Source organism: Frankia sp. R82 (assembly GCF_023716925.1).
In the GTDB taxonomy this organism is placed as follows: Bacteria; Actinomycetota; Actinomycetes; order Frankiales; family Frankiaceae; genus Frankia.
The window spans coordinates 1-21290 of the sequence record NZ_JAMQQG010000328.1 but is presented as its reverse complement, the minus strand read 5'-3'; the positions used below and the strand labels follow the sequence as shown (position 1 = coordinate 21290).

The window sequence follows — 21290 nt, the reverse complement described above, 5'->3', positions numbered from 1 at the left end:
GGCCAGCGGCGCTGTCACGCCCGGACGCGGCACCCTCGGCGGACGGGACACCCTCGGCGGACGCGAGGGGCCGGGCGGACGCGATGTCGTGGGCGCGAGCACCGGTGGCCCGGCGGGCGGTGACCGGGAGAGCCTCCTGCCGTATGTCGTGATCGTTCTGGTGGTAGCCCTGCTCGCCGGCGCCGCCGGGTACGTGCTCAACCGCCTGGTCGGACCGTCCCATCGTGAGCATGCCGGCGCACCGGCCGACCCGAGCGCCACCGCGGGGGTCACCCCGACCACGGGCACCGCACCACCCCTGGGCACCGGGCCGGGCTCGACCACTCCCCCGGGCGCCGCGACCAGCTCGACCGGCGACGTCGCAGGGGGGCAGAGCGTCGGCGGCCTGACCGCCGAGCAGATCGCGATCAGACTCCAGGCGGCGGGCCTGCCGCTGCGCACCACCGTGGTCTACACCGGCGCCACCGATCCCGATCATCTGCTGGGCACGACCGGCGGATACACGAGCCGGGTGGCGTTCCGCGATCCGCGGGTCGGCGCGAACGAGGTCCAGGGCGCTCCCACGGGTGCCATCGAGCGCGGCGGGGCGATCGAGGTGTTCCCGGATGCGACCTCCGCCCAGCGCCGCGCCCGTGCACTGCTCACCGTCACCGCAGAGCACGATCTGGTGACCGAACACGTCTACCGGCGGACCGGCATCGTCCTGCGGGTATCCCTGGTACTGACCGATGCGCAGGCCCAGGCCTACCGAACAGCCCTGGCGCAGCTTTCCCTGCCTGGCTGAGGTTCCCGGCCCGGCTGAGGTTCCCGGCCCGCCTGAAGGTGCGCTGCCCTCCGGCTACCACCGGTGCGATGGCGTGGGACAGGATGGCGGCATGGACATTCACGCGTTCTACCGGACGGACCCGCGGCGGCAGTCCTCGGAGGAGGTCCCGTTCGGCGACGGCTGGACGGACCATCGGGACAGCCACAGCACCTACCGACTGAACTGGGTGGCGGACACCGGCGAGATCTACGCCGTCCGTGAGCCCCATCCCGGCGGGATCCTCGCGCGCTACCTCGACCAGCTCGACGTCGACCAGGCGGACGTCAGCGCCCTGCGGGTGGAGATCCTCGCGGTCGCTGACCGGCCGGCGATCGAGGCGGCGCTCGCCGGCTGGCCGGCCGTGATGGCCGAGCACGACAGCCTCCGCTGGGCTCGCGCCCAGCTGGCTGCGCTGTCTGCCCCGTCCACCGCCACCTGAGGCGTCCGCGGCCGCCTCGAGACGGCGGACGCGCCGTTCACTCGGCGGTCGCGGGTTCCGCCGAGGGTGCCGCGAGCCAGGCGAGCAGGGTGCGCACGCCCCAACCGGTGCCGCCGCGGCTGATCTCGCCGTCATCGGAGTCGGACCGGGCGGCGCCGGCAATGTCCAGATGCGCCCAGGGGACGGCGCCGACGAACTCGCGCAGGAACAACGCGGCGATGATCGATCCGGCGCCCACATCAAGGGCCCGGCCCATGTTCGTGAGGTCCGCGACGGTGGAGTCGAGCGCGGGGCGGTACTCGTCGGTCAGCGGCAGGCGCCACACCTGCTCGCCGACGGTGTCAGCGGCGTCGGACACCGCGGCGGCAAGCGCGTCGTCGGAGCTGAACAGGCCGGCGGTGCGCCGCCCGAGGGCGACGGACACCGCGCCGGTGAGCGTGGCCAGATCCACGAGGACGTCCGCACCGAGCTCGCCGGTCGCGTAGGCGAGCCCGTCGGCGAGCACCAGGCGGCCCTCGGCGTCGGTGTTGAGCACCTCGACGGTCGTTCCGCCCCAGCAGGTGATGACGTCCCCGGGCCGCATCGCCTCGGCACCGATCATGTTCTCGGCGAGACACAGCAGCCCGGTGACCCGGCCCGCAACACCCAGCGCCGGCAACGCGGTCATCGCGCCGAGGACGGCGGCGGCACCCGCCATGTCGGTCTTCATCGCGATCATCGAGACGGCCGGCTTGAGCGACAGGCCACCGGAGTCGAACGTGATGCCCTTACCGACAAGAACCCGGTGCCCCGGCGCCCGGACCGCGCGGTCCGGGTCGCTGGTGCCGCCGGCGCCACCGGTGGGTGGGCCCGCCGGCCCGGTGTACTCGATCCTTACGAGGTAAGGCGGACGCGGCGAGCCTCGCCCGACGGCGCACAGGCCGCCGAAGCCCTGCTCGGCGAGCTGGTCCGGCCCGAGCACGTGGGCGGACAGCCCGGCGGCGGTGGCGATCCGCACGGCGCGCTCGGCCAGCCACTGCGGCGATTTCAGCAGGCTCGGCGTGTTCACCAGATCGCGCGCGAGGCACACGGCCGTCCCCACCGTCTGCGCGGCCCGTAGCCCCGCCCGGACCGCGGGGTCGTCCGCGAGACCATCGCCGAACACGACGACCTCGCGGAGCCCCCCGCTGTCGTTGGCAGGGCCATCACCGTCCACCGCGGCACCACCGTCCACCGCGGCACCACCGGGCACCGCGGCACCACCGTCCACCGCGGCACCACCGGGCACATCCGCGGGAGCCGCCGCGGCGGGGATGTCCTCGGGCGCAGCGAGCCGATCCAGCAGACCGGCGATGCGATAGGCGCCGAGCGCCAGCCCTTCGGCGAACGCACGCAGCCCGCCGGACGTCAGCTCGGAGCCCGCGACCAGGGCAACGCGACCCACTGATCCCGACCGACGAGCCAGCGCAGCGCCGGCCGCGCGCCAGTCCGCCGGACGACCTTTGCCCACACCCACCACGAGCAGGCGCCGCGGCCGATCAACTGCGTCGCCCGGTTCCCCGGGCGCGGCGGTGCGGGGCACGGCCAGCATCGAACCCGCGTCCCCGCGCAGCGACTCGGACTCGATCAACACGTCCAGGCGGATACCGAGATCACCCGCGGCCCGCCCGGCGGCGTCGTCGAACCGCGGCCCGTCCGCCCCCGCGGCCACCACGACAGCGACGGCCGCAGCCCCGACGTCCACGACCGGCCCGGAGCCCAGCACGACGCTGGGAAGCGGCGCGGTGAACTCGCCGACCGGCGAGACCGACGTCCCCGGCCCCGCCACGGCGGACCCGGTCATACGAGCTGCCCGGTCATGCGACGTGCCCAGTCATGGGACGGACCCTTCTCGACACCGGCTGCTCCTCGCCACGGCGTGGCGCGGTGTCGCGTGAGCTAGCTGACCACGGTCTTGAGCGCGTCCCCCAACGCACCTGCCTCATCGGCGGTGAGTTCCACAACGAGCCGACCGCCCCCCTCCAGCGGGACACGCATGACGATGCCGCGCCCCTCCTTGGTCACCTCGAGCGGACCGTCACCCGTCCGCGGCTTCATGGCCGCCATCGGTGCACCTCTTCCTGCCGTCGGACCTGCGTCTGACGTCGATTATCCCGTAGACCTGACCGCAAACCGAAACACGTCTCCCCGCGCAATCACAACGGTCGCCGGTGTCGGCGTCACAAGGTGGGCATCCGGTGTCGAGGGTCGGGTAGCCGACCGCGATCACATCACTTGCATGAACTTTACGTTACTGATCGACTTCGGAGGGCGATGGATCGTCGCGTGACTCGTTCGCGCTGTCGGACCCGCCGCGGAGGCCGGACGCGCTGCGAGCACTGACCGTGCTGCGCGTGTCGGCGGTGCTGGGGGTGGCGGGGGTAGCAGGCACGTCCTGTGTCGTCCCGATCCGGGCGAAGGAGGCGAGACGGACGAGTTCCTCGTCGCGGCGGGCGATTTCGTCGTCGCGCCAGGACAGCTCCTCGGCCAGACGCAGCAGAACCGCGTCGACCTCGGCCATGTGGTAGCCACGCAGCGCCACCGCGAACCGGGTGCGCGCGACATCGGCGGCCGTGACGGCGCCACTCTGAGGCAGCCCGACCGAGGAGCTGTCGGGCACGGCCGGGTCCATCCGGTCGAATCGCCCGACGGCCAGAGCAGCCACGGTGAACACGACGGCGATGACAATGACGATCTCGACGGCGAGCACCACGCTCTCGATCGTGCCACGACGGCCGTCGCCCGTCGGCGTGCACCCCACCTGATCTGCCCGATCTGGCAGGCTGGCCGGATGGACGCCGTCCCCGCCACCCCGGATCCGAGCTCCACCTCTGCTGAGCAACGGCGCCAGGCACCGTTGCGGCTGGGGCAGCGTACGTTCGGGCCGAGCGAACTCGTCGTCATGGCGATCGTGAACCGCACGCCGGACTCGTTCTTCGATCGCGGCGCGACCTACGGTGCGGCCGAGGCCCTCGCCGCCGTCGACCGGGCGGTCTCCGACGGGGCGGGAATCATCGACGTCGGCGGGGTGAAGGCGGCGCCCGGCGAGGAGGTCGACGCCGCCGAGGAACTGCGTCGGATCGGCGGGTTCGTCGGGGCGATCCGGTCCCGGCACCCGGATGTGGTGATCAGCGTCGACACCTGGCGGGCCGAGGTCGGCCGGGTCGTCGCCGGCGAGGGAGCCGACCTGCTCAACGACGCATGGGGCGGGGTCGACCCGGACCTCGCCGAGGTCGCCGCCAACCATGACGTCGGCCTCGTGTGCACCCATGCCGGACATCTGCCACCACGCACCCGCCCGCACCGAACGACCTATGACGACGTGGTTGCCGACATCATCACGACCACTGTGGGACTCGCCGAGCGTGCGGTGGCCCTGGGGGTCCGCCCCGATGCGATCCTCGTGGACCCCGGGCATGACTTCGGCAAGAACAGCCGCCATTCCCTCGAGGCGACCCGACGCCTGCCCGAAATGGCCGCCACCGGATGGCCCGTGCTCGTCGCCATGTCGAACAAGGACTTCGTCGGCGAAACCCTGGACACCGGCGTCGACGAACGCCTCGAGGGCACGCTCGCCGCCACCGCGGTCAGCGCCTGGCTCGGTGCCCGGGTCTTTCGGGCCCACCAGGTCGCGGCGACGGTCCGCGCGCTGCGGATGGTCTCGGCGATCCGGGGCGACACCGACCTCGCCGTCGCCCGCCGCGGCGTCGTCTGAACACCCAGTCTCTCGTCCGCTACCGACCTGCCCACGGCGCCGGCCCGTTCCGCTCCCTCTGCTCTACGCCACCGACCCATCCTCCCTCGCTTTCGCCCAGGCCCAGGCCCAGGCCCAGGCCCAGGCCCAGGCCCCGCGATGATGCCGGCCAGGCTCGTCGCCGATCGGCCCTGCACCGTCTGAGCGCGGCGACAAACGGCCCTACCGCCAGCCATCCGCGTCCTGCGGTGGGGATGCTGCCCGGCGGGGACGCCCCGTAGAAAAGCGCCCCCGCGGAGGGACACGCGGACAGGACCGGTTCGGACTCGGCACCCGCACTTTCCGCCGAGCGTGCGACGCACGCGGAATCACCGAGCATGCGCTGTGTGCGAACGCCATGCAGATGACTCTACCTCCGAGAACGGTTCGGCACGCATGTTTTCCACAGGCCGCTCGACGGTTCCGCGTCCTGCCGCAACCGTTCATAGTCCGTTTGGGGGGCGCACCGCCCACAGGACTACCTTTCCACTGATCCAAACAGGTGTTCGACAGCAAGATTCGGGCGAGCTATGCTCTGATCATGTCATTTCGATCCGGAGATACGGTTGGCCTTGATCCGCCGACCGATCATGCGCTTTCCGGCCAGGCTGGCTGTTCGTTCACCGAGCCGCGAGGAGACGGGGCTGCGAGTTTCCCTTTCGGACGCGACGGCGATTCCCTTCTCGACGCCACTCATGGTTTCGCCACAGGGAACCAGAATGATTTTTCCGCAATCAGCGATGCCAGGTCGGCCGGCGAGGAGAACGGCCGGTCGGCCGATTGTCCGACAGAGCCGGATGGTGCCGTAGGGCGCGATGCGACAGCGCTGATGGTGATGTTGGGCGAGGCGGTGGCGAGCCTGTTGTCAGCCCGGACATGGCGGTGGTCGAACGAGGACGTCGCTGACGTGCTGCATGGTTTGCGCGAGGTGGAGGGACAGCTGGTCGCGGCTCGTGGCCGGGCGATCACAGAAGCCCAGTCCCGGGGATTCGCTGCCAGCCAGCGTGCGAACGATCTCGCGAGTTGGATGCGGGACCAGATGCAGCTGGCGCCCGGCGATGCCCGTAAGCGGATCAGGTTGGCCCAGGAGCTCGGTGCGGGGCCGTTCCGCGCGGTCGAGGCGGCCCTTGCCCAGGGGCGGATCGGCCCCGAGCAGGCCGAGGTAATCCTGCAGGCACTGCATGCACTACCCCCGGAAGCCAGCGAGGCCGAGCGGGTCAACGCCGAGAAGTATCTGCTGGTGTACGCCCGCCAGATGGACCGCTTCCAGCTACGCCAGCTTGGCTGCCAGATCCGCGAGCAGCTCACCACGGTCGATCGTTCCCCCGGCGGCGACGATCCCGACGAGGACAGTCGCACCGGTGATCGCCCCCGTCGCGGTAAGAGCCGGCGCGCCGATCCCGATGACGACGGCGGCGATGCCAAGGGTGGCAGCGGTGGTACCGAAAGCTCCGGCGACAGCAACAGCACTGGGCGGCTGGATCCACAGGCGGTGCGTTCGCTGACGTTCTCCGACACCGCCCAGGGCACCACGATGATCCAAGGGGAACTTGACGCCGAAAGCGCCGCGTTGCTGCGCACCGCTCTGGATACCCTCTCCGCACCGCTGCCCGCCCAGGACGGAACCCGCGATTCCCGCAGCCCCACCCGTCGCCGCGCCGACGCCCTCGTCGAGCTGGTCCGCCGGGCTCTGTCCTCGGACGTCGTGCCATCCGCGGGAGGTACCCGGCCGCATCTGATGGTCGTGATTCCCTGGAATACGCTGATCAACGACGGGTCCGAGCCCGCGATGACGAACTGGGGTCTACCCCTGTCCCGCGCGACCCTACGCCGGATTGCCTGCGACGCGGTGGTCAGCCGGATTGTTCTCGACCCGAACGGGGTTCCTCTTGATGTCGGACGCGCAAAGCGGATAGTCCCCCCACACATTCGCCGCTCGCTGATTATTCGGGACCGCGGATGCTGCTTCCCAAACTGCGATCGGCCGCCCTCCTGGACGGATGCACATCATATCCGCCCATGGCTCGACGGCGGCGAGACAAAGTTGGACAACACAGTGCTACTGTGCGGCCAGCATCATCATCAAGTGCATCAAGAAGACTGGAAGATCGTCGTTTCGGGGGATCGAAGGCCCACGTTCGTTCCGCCCCGCCATGTCGATCCGCTGCAACGCCCCCGCCGAAATCCTTATAGCCAGCCTCCGCCGGATCTCTTCAACGGGATCTTCCGTTAGGCCGGCGGGTTCAGGGCGACTCGTGGTCCCGGCCTGGCATCGCGACGCCAGGCCGGGATGCCGGTGCGGGCCCACCTACTCGCCTTCGACGATCTCGTCCACGGTGGGTGTCGGCACGGTGCCGGCCGGCCCCCGCGCGGCCACACCGGCCTCCAGGAGGTCAAACGCTTCTTCCACGCCGCTCGCCCAGCGCACGGTGTCGCGAGCAGCGGGGCGCACGAAGCCGCCCGCGACCAACGAGTCGACGAGCGCGCGCAGCTGCATGAACACGCCGGTCGGGTCGAGGATGACGACCGGCTTGACATGCAGGCCCAGCACCCGCGCCACCCAGATCTCCAACAGCTCCTCGAGGGTACCGAGGCCACCGGGCAGCGCGAGGAAGGCGTCGGCCCGGTCGTCCATCAGGCCCTTGCGCTCGCGCATCGTCGCGGTGACGATCAGCTCGTCGGAGTCGGTGTCGGTCACCTCCAACGCGTCCAGGGCTGCCGGGATGATCCCGATCGTGCGTGCCCCGCCGGTCCGGGCCGCACGTGCCACCGCGCCCATGCACGACACCGCCCCACCGCCGGAGACAAGCGTGTGACCGCGGCGCGCGATCGCCGCCCCCGTCTCGGCCGCAAGCTCCACGTGGACCGGGTCGATCTGTGACGACGACGCGCAGTACACACACACGTTCACCGCTGCCCGTCCTCCCCCGGCCCTGCCTCGGGAACGCCATGACCTGTCTCGGGAACGCCATGACCGGTGCCGGAGGTGCCCGTGACGACGATCCGCACGGCCTCGTCCACATCGTCGGTCACCGACATCATGTGCAGGTCCGCCTCCTTGATCAGCCCAGCGGCAAGCACCGTCGAACGCAGCCAGCCGAGCAGGCCCGACCAGTAGTCGGAGCCGACCAGGACGACCGGGAAGCGGGTGACCTTGCCGGTCTGCACGAGGGTGAGCGCCTCGAACAGCTCGTCGAGGGTGCCGAGCCCCCCGGGCAGGATGACAAACGCCTCTGCATACTTGACGAACATCGTCTTACGGACAAAGAAATAGCGGAAGCTGACGCCGAGGTCGACCCAGTCGTTGAGCCGCTGCTCGTATGGCAGCTCGATGCCGAGCCCCACCGACAACCCGCCGGCCTCCTGCGCACCGCGGTTCACGGCCTCCATCACCCCCGGGCCACCACCGGTGATGACAGCGAAGCCGGCCCGGGCGAGCGCCGCGCCGAGCCGCTGGCCGAGCTCGTAGACCGGATCCTCCGAACGGATCCGCGCCGACCCGAAGACCGTGACCGCCCGCGGCAGTTCGGCCAGCAGACCGAATCCCTCGACGAACTCGCTCTGGATGCGCAGCACCCGCCACGGATCGGCATGCACGAACCCGGACGGACTGCGGGTGTCGAGCAGGCGCTGATCGGTCGTCGAGCGCTCGACCTGCCCTCGCCGAGCCACCACCGGCCCCCGGATCTGCTCCGGCGGCGGATACCGCCGCTCCCGCCCCCCCGACATCCCCGCGGCCACCACCATCGGGCTAACAACCGGGTCCCCCACCGACGGATTGTCTGCCGCCATGTCAGCCATGGGCAGGGCCCCCGTCGCCGGGCTGTGCTCCGGCGGAGCACTCGCGGACGGGAGGTCTGGCGGGACGTTCTGCGCTGATGGGACAGCTGATGGGACATCAGATCGCGAGGAAGGCGACTGCGGATTCTCTGGCCCTGTCACCCCGGCACCATAGGCCACGACCTGGGCGGCCAGGCGGGTCCGCCCAACGGAACCCACTGATGCCGATGCACATCACGCCCGGTGGATGGCGTGCTCGCCGAGCCGCCCGCCGGTCCCGGCGATGTCGCCGCCGAGGCGATTCGGCTCGACGGACGCCGCCGGTGGCGCCCGGGCCGCAGAGCGGGCACCCGCCACGAATCCGGTACCCGCCCGCGTCATGCCGATGCACGATGGCGTTCGGACCGCGTCCGCCATCTCCACCAATGACGGACGGCAGTCCCGGCGAACCGCCGGGTGGGCGGCATCTTCGGCAACCAGCCCGCGACGACCGGAGCATTCTGACCCGCTGGCTATTCGCTGGCATCCAACCGGCCGCAATGTGGCTGCAATGTGGCTGCAGCACATTCTGCCCGGCCTCGGATTCCGGGACCCGCCGACCACACCTTCTTAACTCTGCGTACGCGGCGGCGACCCGAGCGCGACGACATTGCCAGGCGGCCCCACGTCTCCGAGCGGAGTCGGTCCCGGTGACCCTTCCTTCTTGCGCGGCTCCACCCGGCCTGCGCGACTCCACCCGGCGCATCCACACAGGCTGACGGCTAAGCACGCCATGGGCAAAGAGGTACCAATCTGTCGCCCCCTCGCAAGAGGCCATCCGCCCGGTAAGAAGCCGTTCATCTGCCAGCCGCTCGGCACCCACCTCCGCCATCGTCACTCAACACGACACCAATTCTGCAATGTGGCCCACATCACCAACATTACTTCATGTAATCTAATTTAACATTACGTTACTTGCCCCACTCCAAAGCAACCCCTATCGGACATTCTGGGATCACATCGCCCGAGACGAAGCGCCGGGGCGCCCCGCGAAGAGGTTTCGTTGACCGCAGATCCAGGTCAACCGAGCCAGGTCGGCAATTTCTCGATTCGGCTTGACACTTCCCACGAGGCCCGATTTACTGGGCACAGGGGAGAGATGGGCATGCAACCAGATCCCGGGGGGGAATCCATATAGTGCGCATCCATCGGCGATAACCGATTGTCTCATGCGGGCTGCCACCGGAATCCGGCCAGCAGCTCCGCGCCAGAGGCGCACCACATTCACGTCGACATTCGGCTCGGCCGATGCTGGGCGTCCGAGGCGTCGGCTTCTTCGCTTTGGTCAGGCATGACGGGTGCCCAGCGGTTTTTCAGCTGCCCGGAAGAGGGCTGACACAGCATGCCGGGACTTGTTCACCACCCAGGCAGCGGTCCGTCCTTGGGGTGGGCATGTCAGACCGAGTCTTCGCGCGCCGACAAGCAGGTGCCCACCAGGTTCTGTCGGCGTGCGCCCGGGCGGTGAAGGTTCCTCCTCTCCGTATCACCGCACGCGCAGCTGAACACGGCAAGGCGGCATCAGCCGAGCTCCCTGCCCAACCAGCATTCGTGACCGGGATTGATGGCAACTCCTCGGGTCTTCGGTGCTCCGGCTCTTTCACGGCCGGGCGGCCACCGATCCACATGAGGTCACAGACAACGAGCTACCGCAGCGCAGGGGGAACCTCGATGCAACAAGGAAACACAGGTGAACAGGTCGATACATCTGACCCCGATCTGGAGGGCCTGAAGATCCTACATCCCGCGCCCCGTGTCCACCTTCGGCGCTCAGGACCTCGGGTCTCCGTCGTCATCCCAGCCATGAACGAGGCGCGCAACCTCCCGTGGCTCGCCCGGCGGATGCCGGCCGGGGTCCACGAGCTGATCCTGGTGGACGGCCGGTCCGTCGATGACACGATTTCGGTCGCGCGCGAGCTGTGGCCGCAGGTCCGAGTCCTCACCCAGACCCGTCGCGGCAAGGGCAACGCGCTTGCCTGCGGCTTCCATGCGGCCGCCGGCGACCTGATCGTCATGATCGACGCCGATGGCTCGATGGATCCGGGAGAAATTCCCTACTTCGTTGCCGCGCTCGAAGCGGGAGCGGACTACGTCAAGGGCAGCCGATTCATCTCCGGCGGCGGTTCCAGCGACATCACCCGGGTCCGGGCGCTCGGTAACCAGGCTCTCAACAGGCTCACCAACTGGGCACACAAGAGTGCGTTCACCGACCTGTGCTATGGCTACAACGCATTCTGGACCCGCATTCTTCCGGTCCTCGGACTCGATCAGGGCAGTCCCGACGAGTCATCGCAGGAACGCTTCTGGGGTGACGGGTTCGAGGTCGAAACCATGATTAACATTCGGGCTCAGGCGAGTGGCCTGCGCATCGCGGAAGTTCCGTCCTACGAGTCGACCCGCCTGCACGGGCGCAGCAACCTCAACGCAGTCTCCGACGGCCTGCGGGTGCTGCGCACCATCGCCGTGGAATACCAGGCGAGCCGGCGTGGACAGGCCGCCGGCGCTCCCCGGGCGACCCGCCTGGTCGCCCGCCAAGCCGCCCGCCCGACGGGCCTGCCCGCAATTCCCACCCAGCCGGCAGCAGCCTCGCCCCAGTCCGCGGTGCCAGCCAAGCCGGCGGCGGTACCAGCCAAGCCGGCGGCTGTACCGGTGCTGCCCACGAGCGCGCCGAACGCGCCCGCTTTTCCGCTGTCGGAAGGCACGCCGGCCTGATGAACCAGCGCGGACAACGGTTTTCACCTGCCCGGATGGACGGCGGATTGTGAGCTCCGCACGTGGCGCGAGCCGGCGATGGCGCCTGCCCGGGCTCGACCGGGTGGCGACGATCAGCGCCAGTCTGGTGGCCACCCAGGCAGTGACGAGCCTGCTGGGTTTCGTCTACTGGACGTTGGCAGCTCGCCGGTTCAGCGTCGACGCGGTCGGGGTGGCCGGCGCCGCTGTCTCCCTGATGACGATGCTCGGCACGCTGGGGATGTTCGGGCTCGGCACCCTGCTGATCGCCGAGCTGCCGCGGACCGACCGAGCGGTGCGTGGCCGGCTCCTGCGCGCGGCGCTGCTCGTCGCGGGAGCCGGCAGTGGCCTGTTGGCCCTGGTGGTTGCGGTCGGCGTGCACCTCGTTCCAGCCGACAACCTGCGTCCGATCAGTTCTTCGCCGTGGACCGGGCTGGGCTTTGTCGTCGGGGTCGCCCTGACCGGCCTGACCCTTGTGCTGGACCAGGCAGTCCTTGCCCTGGGTGATGGCGGGCTGCAGTTCGAACGCAACACGATCGCCAGCAGCATCAAGATCGTAATCCTGCTGGTGCTCTCCCGCACCGGACACAGCACCGGCATGGCGATCTTCCTGTCATGGACGATCGGCAACCTCGTCTCCCTGCTGATTCTCGGCTGGCGGGTACGCTCGCGCAGCGACGCGCGCCCTCGCACCGGACGCGGATTTCCCGCCGCCTCCCCGCCCACGGCAGCAGGAGCAGCGGCAGCGGCAGCGGCAGCGGCAGCGGCAGATCCGACAGCGGCGCCCGCAGCCGGGACGACCGGACGGCCTTCGCCGCTGGTCGATCTGTCGATTCTGCGCGGGCTGGCCCGGCGCGCGGTCAGCCATCACGTGCTCAACCTTGTCCTGTTGGCGCCGATGCAGCTGCTGCCGGTGATCGTGACGCTCACCATCTCGGCGGAGCGCAACGGCTACTTCTCCATCGTGCAGCTCATCGCGGGCTTCGTGTTCGTTCTGCCCTACAGCATCACCATCGGCCTGTTCGCCGCCGCCGACGGCGACCCGGACCTTGTCGTACGGCGGATGCGCACCACCATTCCGCTCGGTCTCGCCGCGAGCCTGGCCGCGGACGGGGTGCTCTACCTGGGCGGCGGGCTGATCCTCGCCGGCTTCGGCCACGACTACGCCACCGCCGGGCTCGGCACGCTGCGTATTTTCGTTCTCGCGGGCCTGGCCTTCGTCATCAAGGATCATTACGTGGCTCTGCGCCGGGTGCAGGGCCGGACCGGACCCGCCGCGGCCGTGTGCTGCGTCGGCGGTCTCGTCGAGCTCGTGGCGGCGGCCGTCGGCGCGCATCTGGGCGGCACCGCCGGGCTGAGTGCGGGCTGGTTGCTGGCGCTCACCGTCGAAGCCGTCCTGTTGGCCCGGCCGTTGTGGCGCGCGCACCGCGACCTGACGCCCGCGGACCGGGCCGTCGCCGTCAGCCAGAAGGCGACGGAAGTGACCGCGTCCGGACAGCCCAGCGAGGCGTTCGCCGGAGGCCGGACGTGACGTTGATCGATCAGCAGTCCACGCCGATCACGCCACCGAACGGGACCCGTCCGGACGCCCGCGCGGAGGCCATCGGGTCACCAGAGCCGGCGACGCTCGCGCTGTCCCTGCGCACGGCGTCCGCCGCGAGCCTCCCGATCCGTTCCCGGCGGAACCTGACCGGGCCGATCGTGCTGATGATGTCGCTCGGCCTGCTGCTGCTCAGCTACTGCGTGATCCGCGGTCGCACCGGGCAGGACCAAGCGACCACCGAGTCCCTGTACTGGGTGGCGCTGGCCATCATTTTCCTGCCGGCGGCGGCCCGCATCCTGGCCGCGCACACCGGCCTGCGTGAACGCGTCGCGCTCTCGCTGGCGCTGCCGCTGGCGCTGCAGGTGAGCCGGACCGTGCTCTACCCCACACGTTTCATGTTCCACGACGAGCTCGTGCACGAGGCGGTGCTGCACCACATCCAGGACAGCCACCACCTGTTCACGCCGAACTCGCTGCTTCCGGTCACCCCGTACTACCCGGGCCTCGAGGTGGTGACCGATGGCATGCACGAACTGACCGGGCTGTCCTCCCACACGGCGGCGGCCGTCGTGCTGGTCCTGGCCCGGCTGCTGCTGTCCGGTTCGATCATCGGCATCGTGCGGGAGCTGACCGGCTCGACCCGCGCCGGCTGTGTCGCCAGCCTCGTCTACGTCTGCAACCCGCAGTTCATCTTCTTCAACGGGCAGTTCTCCTACCAGACTCTCGCCCTGCCACTGGCGGTGTTCACCGTCTACCTGGTGCTCACACGCCGGCTGCCGGGCGAGCCGGTGGGGCCCGTCCTCGGGGACGCGGGGGACGCGGGGGACGCGGGGACCATAGCCCTGGCGGTCGGTCCCGGCACCCGTCGGGGCTGGTGGCGGGTCGGTTCGCTCCGACCGCTGCTGCGTTCGCTGCTGCTGCCGTGCGCGAGTCTGGTCACGGTGGTCTTCTCCCACCATCTCACGTCGATGCTGCTGGTCGCGGCGGTATGGGTGTGGCTGAGCCTGACCCTGCTGCTGCACCGCCGGGACCGGCGCCCCCGCACGTCCGCGCCGGCGTTGGCCGTGCTGGGGCTGATCGGCACGGTTGTCCTGCTCGCCGCCTCCTTCCGGCCCGGCAACACCCTCGGCAGCTACCTGATGGGGATCTACGAGGGGTCGGCCGGCGATATCGCGAAGCTCAGCAAGGGTCAGCAGACCCACCAGATGTTCCATGACTCCAGCGGGATCTCCACCCCACGATGGCAGCAGTACGCGTCGTTCGGGTCGATTCTGGTGGTACTGGCCGGCCTGATCCCGGCCCTGGTCAAAGCTCGGGTCTGGATTCGGCGCCGGGTCGCCCTCGCCGTCGTCCTCAGCCTGCTCGCCCTGCTGTATCCGGTGATTCCGGCCGGCCATCTGACCGCGGCGACCTCGGAGGTCGGGGACCGGGCCAGCGGGTTCGCTTTCCTCGGCGTCGGCTTCGTGGTCGCCTGGCTGCTGGACGGTTCGCTGCGCCGGCCGTCGCTGCCCCGGCTGGGCGTGGCCACCACCGCCTTCCTGCTCGCGTTCGTCGGTGGGGAGATCATCGGCGCGGGACCGGTCTGGCTGCGGGTACCCGGTTCTTACCTGGTCTCCGCCGACCCGCGCAGCGTCGACGCCGACAGTCTCGCCGCCGCCACATGGCTCGCGGACAACGTCCCGCCGGGGCAACAGGTCTTCGCCGACCGGGTCTCGGGACTGCTCGCGGAGGCGGTGGGCAGACAGCACACGGTGCGCCATGTCGGATCCGGCATCGACGCCTCGCCGGTGCTGCTCGGCCCGACCGACACCAGGATCGACACCCGACTGATTCGTCGGGCCAACCTCTCGTACGTCATCGTCGACCGTCGCGACGCCACCGATCTCCCCCATGTCGGGGTCTACATCGAGTCGGGCGAACTCGATGGCGAGGACCGGCAGGTCCCGGTCGCCGTCGCGGCGCTCGACAAGTTCTCCCAGGTCAACGGAGCGCACCGGATCTATGACAACGGATCGATCGTCATCTACGACGTGCGAGCTCTCCGTGCCCGGTGAGCCACGCGCCGCTCTGGCGCGTCCCACGACCGTCGCCCGACTGGTGCTGTTGGTCGTGGCGACCACGGCGGTCCTCGTGCCCGCGCCCACCGCGATCACCACGGTGCTGGTCGCGGCGGCGGCAGTTTCGATCATCGAACCGGTCGTGCGGACCCGGGCCGCCGGCCGGCTCGACGGGCTGCTGGTCGGCATCTTCGGGCTGCTGGCCACCCTGATGGCTCTCGGTCTGACGCTGCACTACCTCCCGGGTGGGATCACGGCGCACTCCTGGGGAGTCGGGGCAGGACTGGTCGGGCTGGGTGTCCTGGTCGGCACCGAGCTGCACGATCACCGTGGTGGTTCGGCCCGTGCGGCCAAGGCCGGCGCACAGGGCTCGTCCGAACCGTGGGGCGTGGCGGCGCGGTCGTGGCCCGCCCGGGTGCGCGGCGCCCTGCTGCCAACAGCACGGCGCCACCTCGCCCCGATCGCCTGTTATGTCGCGGCGGGAGTGATCGTGGTGCTTGCGTTCGTCCTGTCGGTACGCGCCACCCACCGGGCCGAACGGCCGCCGCTGACGCTGTCGGCCGCCGCGCCGCGGACGTCCGCGGTCGCGCCGACGTCCGACTCCACTGTGCTGACGCTCTCCTCGACGCGCTCGGGCGGCCCGTACCGCGTGTTCGTGAATGCCGGGACCGGTCCGCGTCTCGTCCTGGCCGCCCTCACCACCGACGGCGTCCATCCGACCCCGATAACAGTGCCCACTCCGGCCGGCCAACGGGTCGTGGTCACGCTCGTCGACGCCGCCAGTGGCCACACCCTGCGAACCCTCGTGCTCGGCGCGCAATCGCCGCGAGCACCGCGATGACGGAGACGGCGATGACGACCAACGCACCGACCAGCACCACGCCGGGCGGCACCATGCCGGGCGACGTCACGCCGGGCGACGTCACGCCGGCCAGCACCATGCCGGGCGACGTCACGGTGACCGGGAGCACGGTGACCGGGAGCACGGTGACCGGGAGCACGGCAGGCGGCCGTCCGCGGCAGATACTGCAGGTCACCGCCCGCTATCTGCCGGATCTGGGCGGCACGGAGACGCATGTCCACGAGGTCGGACGTCGCCTCGGTCGACTCGACGACATCGAGCTGACCGTGCTGGCGACCGATCGCAGCGGCCGCCGCCCACGGGTGCAGGAGGCCGATGGTTTCACCGTCCTGCGTCGACGTGCCTGGCCGGCCGAACGTGACTACCACATCGCACCCGGGTTGTCCGCGGTGATCCGCGATGGAGGCTGGGATCTGGTGCACGTCCAGGGCATCCACACCGCGGTGCCACTGATCGCGATGCGCGCCGCGAGGGCCGCCGACATTCCGTACGTCGTGACCTTCCACACCGGTGGGCACTCCTCCGCCGCCCGCACGTCGATGCGCTCGCTGCAATGGCGGGCGCTGGTCGGCCCGTTGCGCGACGCGGCGCATCTGATCGGCGTGAGCCGGTTCGAACGCGACCTCTTCGCCCGGGTGACCGGCCTGGCACCCGAGCGGTTCAGCGTGATCCGCAACGGTGGTGGCCTGCCGCCGGCCCCGGCGGACCTGCGACCCGTGCCCGGGCGGATCGTCTCCATCGGACGGCTCGAACGGTACAAGGGCCATCACCGGGCCATCGTGGCACTGGCCGCCGCTCGCCGGCAGCTACCCGAAGCCCATCTGGTGATCCTCGGATCCGGGCCCTACGAACCGGAGCTGCGCGCTCTCGCCGTCCGGCTCGGAGTCGAGGCGGCCGTCGAGATCCGCAGCGTTCCCCCCGGAGACCGAGAAGCGATGGCCCGGGAGCTGACGTGTGCCACGGTCGTCGCCGCCCTGTCCGAGTACGAGGCACATCCGGTGGCGGTGATGGAGGCGCTCGCGCTGGGTGTTCCCGTCGTCGGCCTCGACGTCGCGGGGATCGGGGATCTGGTCGCTGACGGCCTCGTCGGCGGTCTGCCCACGCAGTCCTCCGCCGAGCAGGTCGCGGGGGCGTTGCTGACCGCGGCGGCCGGCCCGCGCGCGCGCACGGCCGAACTGCCGACCTGGGAGATCTGCGCCGACAGCATCGCGCAGGTATACCGAACCGTCCTGGCCGCGGACGGCGCGAAGCCGGCCGCGGCCCACCCCGGAACAGACCTCAGCCACGGCAGTCACGCCGCCGACCATGGCGACCGGCGGGTGCGGACGGCCCGGGGTCGCCGCTGGCGGCGGCGCGCGCCCCGGCCAGCGGACGAGTCGCCCGTCCGCGTCGTACATGTCATCACGGCACTTGCCGCCGGCGGCGCCGAACGACAGGTGCAGCAGCTGGTCGGGCAGAGCATCAGCGAGACGACGGTCATCTGTCTCTACGGCGGAGGTGTGATCGCCGACGAGCTGCAGGCCGCCGGTCACCGGGTCCAGGTGCTCGGCATGGACGGCTGGCGTCGGGCCGCGGCTCCCCTGCGGCTGGCTCGTCGGCTCCACCAGCTGCGCCCGGACGTCGTCCACGTGCATCTGCTGGCCGCACAGCTGTGGGGGCTGCCCGCGGCTCGCCTGGCCCGCGTTCCCGTGGTCGTCTCCACCGAACACTCGCTGATGCGCAACTCCGTCGAGGGCCGGCCGTTGACACCCACCCTGCGCCGGGCCTACCTCCTGCTGGAACGCCTGGCCACGCACACGGTGGCGGTGTCATCGGCGACGGCAGGCCGCCTCACCGACTGGGGGGTCTGCCCGGCCCGGATGAGCGTGATCGCGAACGGCGTCGACGTCGACGCGTCGGCCTTCTCCGCCACCGGGCGCAGATCGGTCCGCGCCGAACTGGGCGTGGCCGACCACACCAGCCTCGTCGGCGCGGTGGGTCGACTCGACCCGGTCAAGCGGTTCGACGTCCTGATCGACGCGGTCGCGCCCAGCCTCACCGTGGGTGAGCGTGAACTCGTCATCGTCGGTGCCGGCGCCGAACGCGACGCGCTGCGCGAGCGCTGCGCGTGGCTGGGAGTCACCGAGGCCGTCCACTTCCTCGGCGCCCGCTCCGACATCCCGGCGGTGCTGAGCGCGTTCGACGTCCTGGTTAGCCCATCCCGCGACGAGACCTTCGGTCTGGCCGTCGTCGAGGCCGTCGCCAACGGCCTGCCGGTCGTCTACGGGCAGGCCCCGGCCCTCAGCGAACTCACCCGCCCCCCGCGCACCGCGACCCAGATCCCGCTGCATCTCGACGCACCGGCGGAGCGCGCCGCCCTGGCCACCGCGGTGGACAACGCCCTGGCGGCCGGCCCTCGGGGGGGAGAAGCGCCCGCCGAGCTGCGCGAACGCTACGCCATCAGCAACGTCGCAGACACGATCGACATCCTCTACCGGCGGTTGCTGATCGGCCGCAGCACTGTCCGTCGCACCACCAGCCCGCGCTCCACCACCCGCACGAACCACACCACCAGTCCGGACCACGGCACGCCCGCCGGACATCGACCCGCACCGGAGGACAGATGGCCACCGGTGTGAGCCGCGACCGACCCAGCCGACCCAGCCGACCCGACCGGTCGGCACCGGCCCGGTCTGCCGGCACTCGGTCTGCCGGCACTCGGCGGGCCCTGGCCTGGCGACGTGCGGCCGCGTTGGTCGTCGGGATGGTCGTTGGATGCGGGCTGCTCGGCGGCTGCCTGTGGCCGGACAGCGGCGGCGGAACGCGAGCCGCCACACCGAGCACGCCGCCGGCCGATCAGTTCGTGACCCGGGCCGGATCGGCGCTGCAGCTTGCCGGGCGTCCCTTCCGCTTCGTCGGATTCAACGTGTTCGACGCCGCGGCGACCGCCCACTACAAATGCGCCTGGTGGAGCCGGCGGACGGACGCGGAGCTCACCGCCGACTTCCGCTACATGCGCGACCGGGCGGGCGCAACGGTGGTGCGTTTCTGGGCGTTCCAGCCCTACACCCGGGGCGGTACGGATTTCTCTGGGATGGATCGGGTGATTCGAAGTGCCCAGGCGAACGGCATGCGAGTCATTCCCGTCCTGGAAAACCAGTGGCGTGACTGCACGACCAGTGCGGACCGGTCAGCCAAGTCCGCCTACCAGGGTGACACCTGGTACACGCAGGGATATCAGGTGCCGTATGGAAATGCCAGCATCTCCTACCGCGACTATGTCAGCCGGATCGTCGAGCACTACCGGGACGAGCCAACGATTCTCGCCTGGATGATGATGAACGAGGCGGAGACGAAGGCCCGGGACAGCCAGAACCGCTCCGCGTTGGTGGGCTTCGCCGACGACATCGGCCACCTCATCAAGTCGATCGATCCTCACCATCTGGTCACGCTTGGTACACAGAGCAACGGTGCGCCGGGGGCCAGCGGCCCGGACTTCGCCGCGGTCTACAGCCTGCCCAGCCTCGACCTCGCCGAGGTCCACGACTGGGCGACCCGCGGCTCGGACACCGAGGCCATGCCCGGTTCCGTCGCCGATCGGACGCTACCTGCGGTCACCTCGCCGCAGTGCGCCCGAACCGACGGCGCCCCCCTTGCCTGCTCCTTCGCCAACACGGCGGCGACGTTGCACAAGCCGCTGATCGTCGGCGAGTCGGGCATCGCCGCCACCGACGGCGCCACCCGTTCCCGCCGCGCGGACCTGATCGCCGCGAAAATGCAGGCCGCCTTCCAGGCGGGCGCGTCCGGATATCTCGTCTGGCAGTTCAACAACGTCGTCGACACGCAGAACCTCGACGTGCTCCCGACCACCGAAGACCCGCTCTTCGCCGCCATGCAGAAAAAATCAGAAAACCCGTCTGGCTGACCGAAGACCACGAGCGAGCAGAAATTACGGTGACCTATGCTTGACCCGGAGCAGGCCACGGAACCGGCGGATATCCGGCCGGTTGAATCCCCGTCCGGCACGGTGTCCGTCATCATCTGCGCCTACACCGAAAAGCGGTGGGACGACCTGGGCACCGCCATCGACAGCATGCGCACACAGCATCGTCAGCCCGATGATCTGGTCGTCGTCATCGACCACAACGACGCGCTGCTCGCCCGGGCCCGAGCCGCTTTCGGCAAGCAGGCCCGGGTGGTGCCCAACAACCGGGGCAAGGGGCTCTCCGGCGCCCGCAACACCGGTATTGCCCGGGCCGCCGGGGACATCCTGGTCTTTCTCGACGACGATGCCCGCGGCGAACCCGCCTGGCTGCAGCGCCTGCTCGAGCCGTACGAGGATCCACAGGTCCAGGGGGTCGGCGGCAGCGCGGTGCCGGCCTGGCCGCAGGATGCTCGGCCCGCCTGGTTCCCGGCCGAGTTCGACTGGGTGGTCGGCTGCACGCACTCCGGACTACCCACGACTCCCGCCGCGGTGCGCAACCCGGTCGGCGCGGCGATGTCGTTTCGCCGGTCCGCGTTCGAGCTCGTCGGCGGCTTCACCGAGGGGGTCGGCCGGATCGGCAGTCGGCCCCTGGGCTGTGAGGAGACCGAGTTCGGCATCCGCCTGCGCCAGGCCCTGCCGAGCGCGCTCGTCATCCACCAGCCCAGCGCCGTGGTGCACCACCGGGTGTCCCCCGACCGGGCCCGGCCCGGATATTTCTGGCGCCGCTGCTACGCCGAGGGCCTGTCCAAGGCAACGATCACCCGGACGGTGGGCCGCGAGTCCGCGCTTTCGGCCGAACGCGACTACGTCCGCCGGACGCTGCCGGCCGCCACGCGGGGCTATCTGCGCACACCAGGCCGTCGCCGCGCGGCGCTGGCGGTGATCACCGGCCTCGTCGTCACCACGGCCGGCTATCTGCGCGGCAGCGTGCACCCGACGAGCCCGGCCACCGGATCCGGGCGCCCCTGGTCCGCCATCGCAACCCGGCCATGCAGCCACGCGGCCACGCAGCCACCCGGCCACCCGGCCACTGGATCGCCTGGTCGGCGAACGACAGATCCGGCGAATGACAGATCCGGCGAACGACAGATCCGGCGAACGGAGAAACAGCAGTGTTGACAGCGCGGCCACCCGAGGGGCCGAAGACCGACGATGCGCCGCCGCGCCCGATCGCGGCGACCGACCTCGTGCCGCGCCAGCCCACCACGCCCCTGGGCACCCTGGTGGCCGGCGAGGTGAGCCAGCCGCCGCGTCCCGTCGACGTGGTCGACGTCCGGGAAGCCGGCCACCTGGCGGTGCCCGGGCCGGCCGGGGACGCCGGCC

17 protein-coding genes and 1 pseudogene are annotated in these 21290 nt (G+C 70.5%); 12 read left to right on the top strand and 6 right to left on the bottom strand.

Annotation, left to right across the window (positions count from 1 at the left end):
• The coding region (locus ND747_RS27205; RefSeq protein ID WP_285901226.1) for a hypothetical protein at positions 1 to 784 on the top strand (784 nt) is incomplete at its 5' end.
• Between the two features lie 91 nt (positions 785 to 875).
• Positions 876 to 1244, top strand: a complete 369-nt coding sequence (locus ND747_RS27200; RefSeq protein ID WP_251737121.1) for a hypothetical protein — start codon at positions 876 to 878, stop codon at positions 1242 to 1244.
• A gap of 37 nt (positions 1245 to 1281) precedes the next feature.
• Here ND747_RS27200 and ND747_RS27195 read toward each other — a convergent pair whose 3' ends face one another.
• The 3 genes from ND747_RS27195 to ND747_RS27185 form a co-directional block, all read right to left on the bottom strand.
• Positions 1282 to 3066 carry a M17 family metallopeptidase gene (locus ND747_RS27195; RefSeq protein ID WP_251737120.1) on the bottom strand — a complete coding sequence of 595 codons (1785 nt, stop codon included), beginning with the start codon at positions 3064 to 3066 and terminating at the stop codon, positions 1282 to 1284.
• A 95-nt stretch (positions 3067 to 3161) separates the two neighbouring features.
• On the bottom strand, positions 3162 to 3329 hold the full coding sequence (locus ND747_RS27190; protein ID WP_251737119.1) for a DUF3117 domain-containing protein: 168 nt from the start codon (positions 3327 to 3329) through the stop codon (positions 3162 to 3164).
• Between the two features lie 184 nt (positions 3330 to 3513).
• Complete coding sequence (locus ND747_RS27185; protein ID WP_251737118.1) at positions 3514 to 4023, bottom strand: DivIVA domain-containing protein; 510 nt, start codon at positions 4021 to 4023, stop codon at positions 3514 to 3516.
• 141 nt (positions 4024 to 4164) lie between these two features.
• On the opposite strand from ND747_RS27185, the gene folP reads away from it, so the two are divergent.
• On the top strand, positions 4165 to 4977 hold the full coding sequence (gene folP / locus ND747_RS27180) for a dihydropteroate synthase (RefSeq protein WP_308204710.1): 813 nt from the start codon (positions 4165 to 4167) through the stop codon (positions 4975 to 4977).
• 520 nt (positions 4978 to 5497) lie between these two features.
• On the top strand, positions 5498 to 7228 hold the full coding sequence (locus ND747_RS27175) for an HNH endonuclease signature motif containing protein (RefSeq protein ID WP_251737116.1): 1731 nt from the start codon (positions 5498 to 5500) through the stop codon (positions 7226 to 7228).
• Between the two features lie 75 nt (positions 7229 to 7303).
• Here the strand turns inward: ND747_RS27175 and ND747_RS27170 are convergent, their stop codons facing one another.
• From ND747_RS27170 to ND747_RS27160, 3 genes are all read right to left on the bottom strand, one after another.
• Entirely contained in the window at positions 7304 to 7906 is a 603-nt protein-coding gene (locus ND747_RS27170) for a TIGR00730 family Rossman fold protein (protein ID WP_251737115.1), read from the bottom strand.
• Positions 7903 to 8742, bottom strand: a complete 840-nt coding sequence (locus tag ND747_RS27165; RefSeq protein ID WP_251737114.1) for a TIGR00730 family Rossman fold protein — start codon at positions 8740 to 8742, stop codon at positions 7903 to 7905. Before ND747_RS27165 ends, ND747_RS27170 begins: the two co-directional genes overlap by 4 nt.
• A gap of 267 nt (positions 8743 to 9009) precedes the next feature.
• Positions 9010 to 9156 carry a hypothetical protein gene (locus ND747_RS27160; RefSeq protein WP_251737113.1) on the bottom strand — a complete coding sequence of 49 codons (147 nt, stop codon included), beginning with the start codon at positions 9154 to 9156 and terminating at the stop codon, positions 9010 to 9012.
• A gap of 1458 nt (positions 9157 to 10614) precedes the next feature.
• Between ND747_RS27160 and ND747_RS27155 the strand changes: the two genes are divergently transcribed.
• From ND747_RS27155 to ND747_RS27120, 8 genes and pseudogenes are all read left to right on the top strand, one after another.
• Entirely contained in the window at positions 10615 to 11523 is a 909-nt protein-coding gene (locus ND747_RS27155; protein WP_251737112.1) for a glycosyltransferase family 2 protein, read from the top strand.
• Between the two features lie 49 nt (positions 11524 to 11572).
• Positions 11573 to 13072: a lipopolysaccharide biosynthesis protein gene (locus tag ND747_RS27150; protein ID WP_251737111.1), complete on the top strand. Its 1500-nt coding sequence runs from the start codon at positions 11573 to 11575 to the stop codon at positions 13070 to 13072.
• Positions 13069 to 15138 (top strand): hypothetical protein, encoded by a 2070-nt coding sequence (locus tag ND747_RS27145; RefSeq protein ID WP_251737110.1) that lies wholly within the window; start codon positions 13069 to 13071, stop codon positions 15136 to 15138. Before ND747_RS27150 ends, ND747_RS27145 begins: the two co-directional genes overlap by 4 nt.
• Positions 15128 to 15982, top strand: a complete 855-nt coding sequence (locus ND747_RS27140) for a hypothetical protein (protein ID WP_251737109.1) — start codon at positions 15128 to 15130, stop codon at positions 15980 to 15982. The genes ND747_RS27145 and ND747_RS27140 overlap by 11 nt, the downstream gene beginning before the upstream one ends.
• Before the next feature lie 11 nt (positions 15983 to 15993).
• Positions 15994 to 18621, top strand: coding sequence for a glycosyltransferase (locus ND747_RS27135; RefSeq protein WP_251737108.1), 2628 nt, complete (start codon positions 15994 to 15996; stop codon positions 18619 to 18621).
• A gap of 125 nt (positions 18622 to 18746) precedes the next feature.
• On the top strand, positions 18747 to 19907 hold the full coding sequence (locus ND747_RS27130) for a cellulase family glycosylhydrolase (protein ID WP_251737107.1): 1161 nt from the start codon (positions 18747 to 18749) through the stop codon (positions 19905 to 19907).
• 36 nt (positions 19908 to 19943) lie between these two features.
• Complete coding sequence (locus tag ND747_RS27125) at positions 19944 to 21086, top strand: glycosyltransferase family 2 protein (RefSeq protein ID WP_251737106.1); 1143 nt, start codon at positions 19944 to 19946, stop codon at positions 21084 to 21086.
• A pseudogene (locus ND747_RS27120) lies at positions 21080 to 21290 on the top strand (hypothetical protein); the annotation flags it as partial. The gene ND747_RS27125 and the pseudogene ND747_RS27120, both read left to right, overlap by 7 nt.

What these genes read in the sequence shown, in the direction of transcription:
- ND747_RS27200 (WP_251737121.1), top strand. Translation starts at nt 876, where the DNA reads ATGGACATTCACGCGTTCTACCGGACGGACCCGCGGCGGCAGTCCTCG.
- ND747_RS27195 (WP_251737120.1), bottom strand. Translation starts at nt 3,066, where the DNA reads ATGACCGGGTCCGCCGTGGCGGGGCCGGGGACGTCGGTCTCGCCGGTC.
- ND747_RS27190 (WP_251737119.1), bottom strand. Translation starts at nt 3,329, where the DNA reads ATGGCGGCCATGAAGCCGCGGACGGGTGACGGTCCGCTCGAGGTGACC.
- folP (WP_308204710.1), top strand. Translation starts at nt 4,165, where the DNA reads ATGGCGATCGTGAACCGCACGCCGGACTCGTTCTTCGATCGCGGCGCG.
- ND747_RS27165 (WP_251737114.1), bottom strand. Translation starts at nt 8,742, where the DNA reads ATGGTGGTGGCCGCGGGGATGTCGGGGGGGCGGGAGCGGCGGTATCCG.
- ND747_RS27160 (WP_251737113.1), bottom strand. Translation starts at nt 9,156, where the DNA reads ATGACGCGGGCGGGTACCGGATTCGTGGCGGGTGCCCGCTCTGCGGCC.
- ND747_RS27155 (WP_251737112.1), top strand. Translation starts at nt 10,615, where the DNA reads ATGAACGAGGCGCGCAACCTCCCGTGGCTCGCCCGGCGGATGCCGGCC.
- ND747_RS27135 (WP_251737108.1), top strand. Translation starts at nt 15,994, where the DNA reads ATGACGACCAACGCACCGACCAGCACCACGCCGGGCGGCACCATGCCG.
- ND747_RS27130 (WP_251737107.1), top strand. Translation starts at nt 18,747, where the DNA reads ATGGTCGTTGGATGCGGGCTGCTCGGCGGCTGCCTGTGGCCGGACAGC.
- ND747_RS27125 (WP_251737106.1), top strand. Translation starts at nt 19,944, where the DNA reads ATGCTTGACCCGGAGCAGGCCACGGAACCGGCGGATATCCGGCCGGTT.